The sequence below is a fragment of the Nostoc punctiforme PCC 73102 genome, assembly GCF_000020025.1.
Taxonomy (GTDB): domain Bacteria; phylum Cyanobacteriota; class Cyanobacteriia; order Cyanobacteriales; family Nostocaceae; genus Nostoc; species Nostoc punctiforme.
On sequence record NC_010628.1, the window covers coordinates 6,126,669 to 6,140,397 of the forward strand.

The following is a 13,729-nucleotide window of genomic DNA, read 5'->3' on the forward strand; positions in this document are numbered from 1 at the left end:
AGATGTCAAACCCTTTTTCTTTATGGTTTCTGTCTCTTGAAAGTGTGGCTGGAGCCTTATCAATAAAGCCAAAAGTACAAATGTTCGGGTGCAAGGTTTTAATCTTTACACTATTCAATTAATTTCAAAGATTTCATACTCATAAGACTACCAAGACCAGCAATTAGGGTAATCTCCTGAGATAGCAGATCATCTATCTCTAATTTGACAATAGAATGAGTTTAGCAATTCTAAAATTCTATCTACTTCCTGGTTTAGTTACTAACTTTTATCGTGTCGCCTGTGTTGGGTCTTGTAAGGTTTACAGGGCAAACAGTTGATTGATTGGCAATTGCAGCAGAATAATTCTTGATTTTTAACAATTTGCTTACTCTAGCTTCTATTATTTCGTACTGATATCAAAAAGCTCATTAGCATTGACGAATGAACTATGCGATTCAACGATCATCTAATTAACATACCTAGCTTAAATAATGTTATCAATCGTTCTCCCTTAACGATTAGCATTGATAGTTTTGTAGTCGAAGCTATTGCCTTAATGAGTCAAGAACCAGCTAGCAATTATGCACCTATTAGTTTAAATTCATCATTAGATTTAGGCTTTAGAACTCAACCACTAACTAGTTGCATCTTCGTTTTAGAGGCAGGAAGATTATTAGGTATTTTTACAGAAAAGGATGTAATCAGACTTATAGCTTCTGGAGTAGACTTATCCACACTGACTATGGCTGAAGTGATGACGCAGCCAGTAGTTACCCTTAGACAATCAGACTCTAATGATATTTTCATTGCCTTATCATTATTGCGTCAGCATCAGACTGACTATTTGCCCGTTTTGAACGATCGCGGGCAATTACTAGGAATCATTACCCAGACTAGCCTGCTACAAGCATTTGACTTGGTAAAAATGGTTGGGGTTGTTGAAGGCTTGCAAGAATATTTACAAAAACCCACTGATGAATTCAGGCAGGTTAATCAGCCAATTGAGATAGAGCAAGTCCGCAGCCAAACTCAAAATCACTTAAAAGTATGGGTTGAGTCCCAATCATCTGAAATCATGCAAGTTAATCAGGAACTTCAGCTAGCCCTCGAAGAACTCCAAGTAGCCGAAGAAGAACTGCGCGAACAAAACGAAGAGTTGTCCGTTGCCCGTGAGCTAGTAGAATTGGAGCGCCAACGTTACCAGGATTTGTTTGAATTTGCTCCAGATGGTTATTTGGTAACTGATGTAGCAGGGATTATCCAAGAGGCTAATCGAACGGCAGCAACCATGCTGGCTGTCCGGCAAAAATATTTGCGAAATAAACCATTAATTTTATTTATTGCTCATCAAGACCGTCAGGCTTTTAACGCCCGACTAAATAATTCGCAGCAGTTACAGGAGTGGGAAATTTACCTAAAACCACGCGGAGGTAAAGCTTTTCCGGCTAGCGTTAGAGTTGCTGCCATGTACGATTCAGAAGGGGATCTTGTTGGCTGGCGCTGGTTACTTTGCAATATTAACGAACGTCAACAGGCAAAGAAAGCACTGCGCCAAGCTCACGATGAATTAGAACAACGAGTAGCGGAACGGACAGCAGAACTTGCCATGTCCAACGTTTTGTTGCAACAAGAAATTACCGATCGCCAACGCACAGAATTTGCATTACGGCAAAGCGAAAACCTCTATCGCCAACTAGTGGAAAGTCAAATTGACGTAATTATCCGCATTGATTTGCAGGGGCAGATTACCTTTGCTAATATGGCTGCCTGTCAAACCTTCGGCTGGAAACAAGATGAGTATCATGGTCAGTCATTTTGGCAATTTTTTCACCCAGATGACTTGCCTCAAATGATGGAAAAGATCGCAGGTTTAGGATCTTCATCGGAACCCTTGACTAATTCTGAGCGACTGATATTTACAGTTACAGGTATTCGTTGGTTTCAATGGAATGCGATCGCAATTCATGATGACAAAGGAGAAGTTGTTGAAATCCAAACGGTAGGCAGAGATATTACCGAACAGCAAGCCGCCTTACAGCAACGCCAACTTGCCGAAGCCGCACTATACCAAAGCGAGGAAAAATTTCGCACTTTTGCCGAAAATACCCACGCAGTCATCTGGATTGCCAGCCCAGATTCATTTCGAACTTTGTACGTTAGTCCTGCTTATGAAAAAATTTGGGGTCGCTCTTGCCAAAGTCTATTAGAGCAACCTGAGTCTTGGATAGACAACGTTCATCCAGACGATCGCGAGCTAATCGCCAAAGCAGTAAAGCAACAACTTAGTGGTGAGCCAGCTTCAGCAGAATACCGAATTTTTCGACCTGATGGATCGGTGCGCTGGATTTGGGATCGGAGCTTTACTGTTTATGATGACCAAAGAGAAGTTCAGTTTTATGGTGGCATCGCCGAAGATATTACCGAGCGTAAATTGGCAGAAGAGTCATTGCGAGAAAGTGAAGCGCGATTGACTTTAGCTACCGAAACAGCCCAAATGGGTATATGGGATCGGAATATGATCGCCAATACTACTATTTGGTCTGCCAATATGGGGCCACTTTATGGTCTGCCGATCGACACCTTGTGTCCAACCGTTGAAGACTATCTCAATTTAATCCATCCAGAAGATCAGAAAGCTGTAGCTGCGAATATAGCTCAGATAATTGAGGAAGGACAGGGATCTATAGAGTATCGGACTATCTGGCCGGACGGCAGCCTACACTGGTTAAACTGCAAAGGTCAGGCTTACTATAATGAAATCGGTCAACCGATTCGGTTAATCGGCACAAATAGGGATGTCACAGAGCGCAAGCTGGCCGAACAAAAAATTTCCGAACAAGCCGCTCTACTTGATATCGCCACCGATGCCATATTAGTTAGAGATTTACAATCTCAAATATTAGTTTGGAATAAAGGTGCAGAGCGGATGTTCGGTTGGCTCTCTACAGAGGTTATAGGAAAAGACCTCCGGGAAATTTTGTACCCACCAGGAACCCATCACCAACTGGAAGTACCGCTAAAAAGTGTAATTGAGAGTGGCTCGTGGCAAGGTGAGTTATCTAAAGTGACAAAATCCGGTAAGGAAATTGTTGTGGAAAGCCGATGGACATTGATGCGCGATCCTGAAGGAAAACCTAAATCTATCCTGAGTGTTGACACTGACATCACCGAAAAGAAACAACTTGAAGAACAGTTTTTTCGCGCCCAGCGATTGGAAAGCATTGGTACCCTTGCTGGTGGTATTGCCCACGACTTAAACAATATATTGACACCAATTTTGGCAGCGGCTCAATTGTTACAGGGAACATTTTTACAAGATGAGGAGCGTTCTGGGCAACTGTTGGCACTTGTAGAAAGCAACGCCCAACGTGGAGCAGCTTTAGTGAAGCAAATCTTGTCCTTTGCGCGAGGATTTAAAGGAGAGCGGATACTTATCCAAGTTAAGTATCTGATTGCAGAAATTATCCAAATTGTTAAAGAGACATTTCCCAAATCTATTGAGTTGTCCGCGATTATCCCAGAAGACACTTGGCCTATCACTGGGAATACCACACAGCTGCATCAAGTGTTGATGAATCTGGTAGTAAATGCCCGCGATGCTTTACCAGATGGTGGCAAGATCGCAATTTCTGTAGAAAATAAGTTTATTGATGAAGCTTATACCAAAATGAATCTCGATGCCCAAGTTGGGCATTACATTATGATTACCGTTGCCGATGACGGAGTTGGGATACCGCCAGAAATATTAGATAGAATTTTTGAGCCATTTTTCACCACAAAAGGAGTCAACACAGGTACAGGACTGGGACTTTCAACAGTGTTAGGCATCATTAAAAGCCATGCTGGTTTTATCAAAGTGTCTACCAATGTTGGTAAAGGCAGCAAATTTGAACTGTTTTTACCAGCAGTGGAAGCAACTCAAGCGTTCACGATAGAAGATTTGGATGTCCTTCCAGGAGAGGGAGAATTGATCTTAGTTGTAGATGATGAGGCACAAATTCGGGAGATTGCTGCAATCATTTTAGAAAACTATAACTATAGGATACTAGCTGCCAGCAATGGCATAGAAGCGATCGCGCTGTATGCCCAATACAAGCATCAAATCAATGCCGTATTGATGGATATAATGATGCCGGAGATGGACGGAATCACCGCTATTCGCACCTTGCAAAAAATGAACAACCAGGTTCAAATTATTGCCTGTAGCGGACTGAACTCGATGGAAGTCTTTACTCAAGCTTGTGATGCTTATGCTTATGTAAAAGCAGTTTTATCAAAACCATATACGGCCAGAGAATTATTGAAAAGTTTACACAACTTATTTAGAGGCAGTGCTGAGTTATGAGCTAGGAGTAAGTATTGTGTATTGGTAAGAATTAATTCCCAATGTCCAATCCCTCACAAGTTCCTCAAATTGTTTTCTTAAATTTAGAGGGTGGCCAACATTGATAAAATGGGATAAATGTAGCTAATGAATATTGTTAGGAAGATTAACGATCAGTTAGCGATCGCTGGACAAATTACACCAGACCAGCTAAAACAAATAGCTGATGAGGGTTATAAGTCTGTACTAAACTTACGTTTACCCGATGAAACAGGCTTGTTGGCTGACGAACAGGAGAAGACTGAGTTTTTGGGATTGTACTACGTTAACTTCCCAACCAAAACTGAAGACATTAATCATCAAAGTATGCTCCAGATATATCAAACCATTGTTGAATTACCCAAACCGACTCTGATACATTGTGATAATTCAATTCGTTCCGCCGCAATAGTATTGTTGTATATCGCTATCAAACAGGGCATAACTTTTGAAAAAGCCCTACAAAAAGTTATTACTTTAGGCTTGATATAACTATAAATTAAATTCATTTTTAATATAAAGAATTTAGGATTAAGAATTAATAATTAATTTGGTGCAAAAACCCTCACATCGCTAGCGCTACGCTATCAGTGATGGATCGGAATTCTCTACTCTCTTGATTCCTATAGGGTTCTCGAATGGAAGCAATATAGTTTGACCTCGCTTCCATTCCTCTCTCGTTTTAGGAGCTACGGTGTACACACAAGTCAAATTACCCCCCTCAATCCCCCCCTTCGACAAGCTCAGGGCATCGCTTGGAAAGGGGAGGGCTAGGGTGGGGTAAAACCCTGGTTAATCAGCTATTTCAGAATTGTGTGTACACCGTAGCCTTATAGGGAAGGGGCTGGGGGTTAGGTCTATATTGCACTCAACTGATAACCGCTATAATTCCTGAATTCTGGATTCTTCCTCAATAATTTAAATTTTTCAGCATATTTAAAACCCGAGAAGAAGCTTGACCACTAGAGCTATTTACAGAAGATTTGATATTTGCTTGACTCTGATTTTTTGTAGATATAGACGAATTTGAAACCTGGCTATTGTCTTTAATTAAACGGCTGTAAGTTCTTTGGGGAATGAAGTGGAGTGGATTGTAACCAACGAAACGCAAAATTAGTACACAAGCCCAGGAATATCGACCATCACTAATGGCTTCCATAACTTGCTCTAATTGTTCTGGACTAATGGCGTTGTGAAAATTTTTCCCAGAAGAAGAAATGTGGTAGTTCATAGCTAACCTGATGTAACTTATCTAAATCGAGGTGTATCAGTTTATGCCACCATAAGCTGTTGCTTGAATTGGGCTGAGTAGTATGTCTGCAATACAACGACGACGGATGATAATTTTAGCAGTCACTATTTTACCAGCCTTTAATCTGCTTACATTGGGTTTGATTATGCTAAAACTTGCTGGATTTAACTTAATTTATGGAGTAATGTTCTACTAGCGATCGCTCAAATTTGGCTGTATTGCTTGACCGAGAATAGTGTTTTATGCCTGATTGAGAACTAACTACTATACATAGAATAATCTGTCTTTGCTGTTACTCCAGCCAAATTGACAGTTTTTTTAATTGGGCATTGGGTATGGAATCAAACAAAAAATTCTTCTCTGCTTACAAATGACAAATGACTAACTCCCTCATCCCATAGATTTGGAGCCCTTGCAAGGTTTCATCCCCTAGCTAGACGCGCGTGGTCTTCATAGTTACCTACTATTAGGTGGGAAATGTACCTCACGGAACCGGAGACTGGAGAAAAGAATGAGGTCGTCGACTAGCTAAAGTTTTGGAATTCGTCATCATGTATGAACTAGTTCAAGCTGTCTTCAACGGTGATGAAAAAACTGCTCTACATCAGTTGATTTATACGTTGAGTGCTTCAGGTAAGCGTTACTTACTAAGAAATGAGATTTTACAAGCTTTTGCCGATTACTGTCATGAATCCCAAAAGCCAGCCTATTTTTATCACTCTTCTTCGATTGGCAAACTGATACAGTACACTCACGAAATAATTATCGAAGAGGAAAGTACCTGGTTCGTGATTCGGCCCAAGATTGCTAACCAGGAAGTTTGGCGATTGACAGCCAATTTGGATAGCTTCGAGCAGATGACGCAACAAGCGCTGTTAGATGTAAGAGATCGCTTAGTCAACCGCTACCAACCCGGTATCCTCGAAATCGACCTTCACCCTTTTTACGAGGATTCTCCAAGAATCGACGACCCGAGAAATATTGGTCAAGGTTTAGCCTACCTTAACCGTTACCTGTGCAATCAATTGTTGACTGACCCTGAATATTGGGTAGAAATGTTGTTTCAAGCATTACAGGGGCTACAACACGATGGGATTCGCCTGCTGTTGAGCGATCGCATTCCCTCTGGTATTCATTTAGCCAAACAAATTAAGCTAGCGCTCAAATTGGTGAATGAGCGATCGCCTCATGAACCTTACGAAAAATTCTCCTTAGACCTCCAAGAACTCGGCTTTGAGCCAGGTTGGGGTAACACTGCGGCGCGAGTCTCCGAAACCCTAGAACTCCTCGACCGACTCATTTATTCTCCAGAACCGGGCATATTAGAAGCATTTGTCGCCCGCGTCCCCGCCGTTTTTCGTGTCGTCCTCATTTCCATCCACGGTTGGGTTGGACAGGAAGATGTTGTCGGAAGAGATGAAACACTTAGTCAAGTTATTTATGTCCTCGAACAAGCTCGCAGCTTAGAAAACGAACTGCGCGAACAAATCAAACTCGCTGGACTAGACCAGCTAGGTATCAAACCCCATGTAATTATTCTCACCCGACTAATCCCTAACTGTGAAGGGACATTTTGCTACCTGCCTCTAGAAAAAGTCCAAGATACTGAAAATGCTTGGATATTGCGCGTTCCTTTTGGTGAATTCAATCCAGAAATTACTAACAATTGGATTTCTAAATTTGAGATTTGGCCTTATTTAGAACAATTTGCTATCGATGCAGAAAAAGAATTATTAACTCAATTCAAAGGTAAACCTAATCTTCTTGTTGGCAATTACAGCGACGGTAACTTAGTGGCTTCTCTTTTATCTCGCCGGATGAAAGTTACCCAGTGCAATATTGCCCATTCTTTAGAAAAGCCTAAATATCTATTTAGTAATTTATATTGGCAAGATTTAGAAAATCAATACCACTTTTCAGCACAATTCACTGCTGATTTAATTAGCATGAATGCAGCCGACTTCATCATTACATCCTCCTATCAAGAAATTGTCGGCACACCAGACACCATAGGTCAATACGAATCGTATAAATGCTTTACTATGCCGCAGTTGTATCACGTAGTTGATGGGATTGATTTGTTTAGTCCCAAATTCAACTTAGTACCACCGGGAGTAAATGAAAGTATTTTCTTTCCCTATAGCCAAAAAGAAAACCGAGATTCTAACCTTTGTACAGAAATTCACAACCTACTATTCAGCCGCGAAGATCCCCAAATATTGGGTCATTTAGATCGCCCTAATAAGCGACCAATCTTTTCCGTTAGTTCCATCAGTTCCATCAAAAATCTTGCGGGATTAGCTGAGTGCTTTGGTCAAAGTCAGAGGTTGCAAGAGCATTGCAACTTGATCCTCTTGAGTAGTAAACTGCATCCTGATGAAGCTACAAACCCAGAAGAAGCAGAAGAAATCCAAAAACTCCACAATATTATTGATCGATATCATCTCCATAGTAAGATTCGCTGGCTGGGGATGCGTATTCCTAGCAGCAGCCTTGGCGAAGCCTACCGAGTAGTTGCAGATTGTCAGGGAATTTCTGTCCACTTTGCCCGCTTTGAATCCTTTGGGCGGAGCATTTTGGAAGCAATGATTTCTGGCTTGCCAACTTTCGCAACTCAATTTGGTGGTTCTTTAGAAATTATCGAAAACCAAGAGGAAGAATTTAATGTTAATCCTACAGATTTGGTAGAAACAGCAAAGAAAATTTTAGATTTTTTTGAAAAATGCAATACTCATCCTGAACATTGGCAGGAAGTCTCAGAATGGATGAGTCAGCGAGTTCATAACCGATACAATTGGCATTTATATAGTAATCAATTACTACTACTTGCAAAAATGTTTACTTTTTGGAACTTTGTTGCGCCAGAAAATAATGAAGCCAGAGATCGCTATATGGAAACATTATTCCATCTCATTTATAAACCTAGAGCCGAAAAGATTTTAGAAAAGCACATGGGGGCTAATTCGTAATTCGTAATTCGTAATTGTTACTGGATGGGGATTTTGAGTCGATCAGGAGGTGTTAGAACTTGAAGCATTAGGCTCAAAGACTTATTCATCCACCTTTGAACTCCGTTAATCCACCTCTGAACTCCGTTAATCCACCTTTGAACTCCGTTAATCCACCTTTGAACTCCGTTAATCCACCTCTAAATCAAATTTCCCAATTCCCCATTCCCCATACTTCTCTAACGAGAGGCTACGCCCTAAGCGTAGCTATGCCGCAGGCTTTACGACTGCGCTCAGTACAAGTTCCCCATTCCCTACTACCCACTTTATGCAAACAAAAGACCGTTCTCGCCATTTTATTTACACAGACTGGATATTAATCGAAACCCAGTTTGATCCTGACCAATTGCAATCAAAAGAAACCGTCTTTACAATCGGCAATGGATACTTGGGAACAAGAGGTAGTTTTGAGGAAGGGTATCCTCATTCATTACCAGCTACTTTTATCAACGGTGTCTACGACGATGTGCCGGTGGTGTACACGGAACTGGTAAATTGCCCTGACTGGCTACCCTTGATAGTAATTGTGAATGGCGATCGCTTCCGTCTCGATCAAGGTGAGATATTGAGCTACGATCGTCAACTCGATCTCCGTCAGGGATTAGTCATCCGGGCTTTGCGTTGGCGTTCTCCTAGTGGAAACACCATAGACATCAGCTTTGAACGCTTTGCCAGTCTTGCAGATCCGCACGTGTTGGCATTACGCTGCCATTTAACGCCAATAGATTTTGATGGGTTAATCGAAGTTCAAGCTAGTATCAACGGCTATCCAGAAAATCAGGGTTTCAATCACTGGGAAGGACTAGATCAGGGCAAAACTGACCAAGGAATCTGGTTGCAACGCCGCACCCGCCACTCCCGAATTGAACTTGGGATGGGAGCTAAGGTGACAATATTAGGCGCTGAAGCATCTTTGCAAGTCAATACTGCACCTGGTTATCCAACCTTAAGCACTACCTTCTTAGCTAAGGCGCAACAGGTCGTAACAGTAGAAAAATTAGTGACAGTTTTTACCTCGCGGGAGATTGATACCCCAGTCTCAGCCGCTCAAGAAAAACTTGCACACCTCCCAGACTACGTAACACTACAAAAAGCCAATCAGCAGGCATGGGATAAGGTTTGGCAGCAAAGTGACATCCTGATTGAGGGGGATAGCACAGCTGCTTTTGCTGTTCGCTACAATGTGTTTCAACTGCTGATTGCTGGCGCACGCCATGATGATCGGGTGAGCATTCCTGCTAAAACCCTTTCGGGATTTGGCTATCGCGGTCATATATTTTGGGATACAGAAATTTTTATGTTGCCCCTATTTATATTTACCCAGCCAGCGATCGCCCGAAACTTACTTACTTACCGTTGGCACACCTTACCAGGAGCTAGACGCAAAGCGGCCCATTACGGCTATAAAGGGGCAATGTTTGCTTGGGAAAGTGCTGATACTGGAGATGAAGTAACACCACGTTGGGCGCTCGGAAATGATTTTTATGGTGAAGACGTGCGGATTTGGTGCCGCGATCGCGAAATTCATATCAATGCAGATATTCCCTACGCCGCTTGGAATTACTGGCAAACCACTGGTGATGATGAGTGGATGCAAAAGTGTGGCGCAGAGATCATCTTAGATACCGCTATCTTCTGGGCGAGTCGGGTAGAATTCAATCCTGAGCGCCAACAGTATGAAATTCGGGGCGTGATTGGAGTGGATGAATACCATGAACTCGTTCACAACAACGCCTTTACAAACCGGATGGCGCAATGGCATTTAGAGAAAGCGATCGCAGTCTATAATTGGCTGGTTCAAAAATTTCCCGAACAAGCCAGAGAATTAGAAGAAAAACTACAACTCACCGTCCAAGATAGATCGCACTGGCAAGATATTATCAACAAAATATTGTTTCTCTACGACCCATCAACAGAACTCATCGAGCAGTGCGAGGGGTTTTTCCAATTAGAAGATATAAATTTAGCAGACTACGAACCACGCGATCGCTCTATGCAACCGATCTTGGGTGTTGAGAAAATTAACAAATACCAAGTAATCAAACAACCAGATATATTGATGCTTCTTTATTTAATGCGAGAATCAGCAGATTTTCCCTACAGCGAAAAAGCATTGCAGGCAAACTGGGATTACTACGCACCCCGTACCGATATTACTTATGGTTCTTCCCTTGGCCCAGCAGTTCACGCCATCTTAGCTTCCGATTTGGGCAAATCAATCGAAGCTTACGAAGTGTTTCTGCACGCATTAATGGTGGATCTTGAAGATAACCGAGGTAACACCAGCGATGGAATTCATGGTGCTAGTGCTGGTGGCATTTGGCAAGCTGTAATTTTTGGATTCGGTGGTATCCAAATCACCGAAAATGGCCCAGTAGCCAATCCCCATCTGCCTGATGGCTGGACGCGCCTGAAGTTTAAACTGCATTGGGGCGATAAATGGCACGACTTCGATCTCCGCAAAGGGCCAGTCCGCCAAGATATAACTCGTCAACTAGAATATCTCCAACTTTCCCTATCTCCAAATCCCCCCTCAAATGAGGCAGGGGGCATACTTCGACTGCGCTCAGAAGGGGGGCAGGGGGCAGGAGAAAGGAGGCAGGATAGCGAAGCGTTAGCGAGTCCGCGAGCGTCGGCAGAAGGCAAGAGTTATTCTTCTTTATCTGTCTCATCTTCCCCAATCCCGAATCCCCAGTCCCCCAACATCCAAGGATTCATTTTCGATTTAGATGGTGTGCTGACAGATACAGCAGAACTTCATTATCTAGCTTGGAAGAAGTTAGCAGATGAAGAGGGTATACCGTTTAATAGCCAGGATAACGAAGCGCTGCGGGGTGTATCTCGTCGTGCTTCCCTGATGCTGATTGTTGGTGATAGACCATATACGGAAGCACAAATCCAAGAGATGATGGAGCGGAAGAATAGCTACTATATGGAATTGATTCAAAATATGACATCCAAGGATTTGTTGCCAGGTGCGATCGCCTTTTTGGATGAACTGCGACAAGCTGGGATTAAAATCGGCATTGGTTCAGCCAGCAAAAATGCCCGTACAGTAATCAAGCGATTGGGCATTGCTGATAAAGTAGATGCGATCGCAGACGGTTATAGTGTACAGCAACCCAAACCAGCACCCGATCTATTTTTGTACTCAGCCAAGCAGCTAGGACTTGAACCAGCGCAATCTATAGTTGTAGAAGATGCCGCAGCAGGCATTGAGGCGGCTCTAGCTGCTGGGATGTGGGCAGTAGGGCTTGGCCCGGTTGAACGAGTTGGAGCCGCTCATGTTGTCTTACCCAGCCTAGAAGGTATCAAATGGGCAGATTTAAGAGCCAAATTGAGTGACATTGCTAGACAAAAACATTCAGGGACTTCCAAATAAAATTTATGAAACCAATGGCATCAAAATTAAACTCAAGCGATGAAACTGATAACTAAAAGAATGTAGAGACGTAGCAATGCTGCGTCTCTACAAGGTTTATGGATCTGACTTTTCACGGTATCTGGAAAATCTTTCCTAAAAGCAGAGAGACTTTGAATTTCCGCCTTCTTGCCGTCGAAAAGGGTGTTAGGGGTTGAGTTTTTCGATTTCATTTTTGGATATCTCTAATAACTGTTGAACAGCAAAAGCTAAGATCGTCCAAGTAGGGAATTTAAAATAAAACTCAACTTTAGAGATCCAAATTAGGAGTAAGAGCGTGAATTTGGACGATTTAGCCTTACAGATACAGCTTATGCGTAAGCGCGTCGCCCTTTTGCAACGCCAGAGTGAACAGCAAAAAGCACAGGAAGATATTGAAGTCATCACAGATGTATTCAAGGAACTCTACCTAGCTTTGGAAGAAATGCAAATAGTTAATGAAGACTTACAGCAACAGAATGAAGAATTATTTAACGCTCAACAGTCCTTAATAGCACAAGGTCAACGCTACCAAGAATTGTTTGAGGAAGTACCAGATGCCTATTTGGTAACTGATCCAAGAGGAGTAATTCAAGAAGCTAATTCTGCCGCCCAGAATATGTTGAACATCTCAAAGAATTTCCTGTTGGGCAAAGCTTTAGGAATTTTTGTGCTGGAGAAAGAACTGATTGCTTTTCATTTGAAACTGACTCATCTGAGCGATCGCGCCGAAACTCCAGATTGGAAAATGCAAGAGTGGGAAGTAAATCTGCGGCCACGTAACAAAACACCCATTATTGCTGCGATGAAGGTGGCTGCTATCCGTAATCAACAAGGTAACTTAGTTGGTCTGCGTTGGCTAGTGCGCGATATTAGCGAAAGCAAGCGTCTTCAAGCCAAGCTGCAATGGGCAGAAGAGGCGATGCGACAAGCGCTTGCCAAAGAAAGAGAGTTTAGTGAACTTAAATCTCGGTTGCTCACCACCGCCTCTCATGAATTTCGTAACCCTTTGACTACCATCCACTCTTCGGCAGAACTACTAGAACATTATCGCCATCTATGGAGCGACGAGCGCCAACAGATTCACCTACGTCGCATTCAAACATCTGTTATGCATATAACTCAGTTGCTGAATGATTTATTGGTGCTGAATCAGGATGAAACAGGCAAGTTAGAGTTTAATCCAACACCCCTAAATTTGGTGGAATTTTGCCGCGATCTATTAGAAGAATTAGAACAGAGCGATCGCTCCCAACATGCGATCGTTTTTAGCAGTGAGTGCCAATGTCCCTCAGCTAACCTAGACGCTAAACTACTGCGACAAATCTTGACTAATTTATTCTCGAATTGTCTAAAATACTCTCCCATTGGTAGCACAGTTAAGTTTTCTGTAACCACTGCCAACGAACGAGCTATATTCCAGACTCAAGACTCTGGTATTGGCATTCCTCCTGCTGACATCGAACACATATTTGAACCCTTCCATCGCGCCAGTAATACAGGTAATATCCCAGGAATGGGATTAGGGATGTCCATCGTCAAGCAAGGTGTAGATTTACACGGCGGCGAGATTATTGTCGAAAGTGCGATCGATGCAGGAACTACCTTTACAGTCATCCTGCCATTTTCGAGAGATTTGCATATATAGTGGCTTGCACTAATGCTTCTTTTTATTTCTTATTGGTTTACCTTCCAATGGATGCGTAGACCCCCAATTTCAGGCT

7 protein-coding genes are annotated in these 13,729 nt (G+C 42.5%); 5 read left to right on the forward strand and 2 right to left on the reverse strand.

Features of this window, described 5'->3' with window-relative positions:
- Positions 1–430 precede the first annotated feature (430 nt).
- Both NPUN_RS25015 and NPUN_RS25020 read left to right on the forward strand, forming a co-directional pair.
- Entirely contained in the window at positions 431–4,327 is a 3,897-nt protein-coding gene (locus NPUN_RS25015; protein WP_012411248.1) for a PAS domain S-box protein, read from the forward strand.
- Between the two features lie 126 nt (positions 4,328–4,453).
- On the forward strand, positions 4,454–4,837 hold the full coding sequence (locus tag NPUN_RS25020; protein WP_012411249.1) for a protein tyrosine phosphatase family protein: 384 nt from the start codon (positions 4,454–4,456) through the stop codon (positions 4,835–4,837).
- A gap of 418 nt (positions 4,838–5,255) precedes the next feature.
- On the opposite strand, the gene NPUN_RS25025 is transcribed toward NPUN_RS25020, so the two are convergent.
- A complete protein-coding gene (locus NPUN_RS25025) occupies positions 5,256–5,576 on the reverse strand; it encodes a HetP family heterocyst commitment protein (protein ID WP_012411250.1) in 321 nt (106 codons plus the stop codon).
- A gap of 572 nt (positions 5,577–6,148) precedes the next feature.
- Here NPUN_RS25025 and NPUN_RS25030 point away from each other — a divergent pair.
- Both NPUN_RS25030 and pgmB read left to right on the forward strand, forming a co-directional pair.
- On the forward strand, positions 6,149–8,566 hold the full coding sequence (locus NPUN_RS25030) for a sucrose synthase (protein ID WP_012411251.1): 2,418 nt from the start codon (positions 6,149–6,151) through the stop codon (positions 8,564–8,566).
- 307 nt (positions 8,567–8,873) lie between these two features.
- Positions 8,874–11,987: a beta-phosphoglucomutase gene (gene pgmB / locus NPUN_RS25035; RefSeq protein ID WP_012411252.1), complete on the forward strand. Its 3,114-nt coding sequence runs from the start codon at positions 8,874–8,876 to the stop codon at positions 11,985–11,987.
- 32 nt (positions 11,988–12,019) lie between these two features.
- On the opposite strand, the gene NPUN_RS25040 is transcribed toward pgmB, so the two are convergent.
- The gene (locus NPUN_RS25040; RefSeq protein ID WP_041565605.1) at positions 12,020–12,199 is read right to left on the reverse strand and encodes a hypothetical protein; all 180 of its coding nucleotides are present in this window, start codon (positions 12,197–12,199) and stop codon (positions 12,020–12,022) included.
- A gap of 104 nt (positions 12,200–12,303) precedes the next feature.
- On the opposite strand from NPUN_RS25040, the gene NPUN_RS25045 reads away from it, so the two are divergent.
- A complete protein-coding gene (locus tag NPUN_RS25045; RefSeq protein WP_012411253.1) occupies positions 12,304–13,653 on the forward strand; it encodes a PAS domain-containing sensor histidine kinase in 1,350 nt (449 codons plus the stop codon).
- The last annotated feature ends 76 nt before the right edge of the window (positions 13,654–13,729 follow it).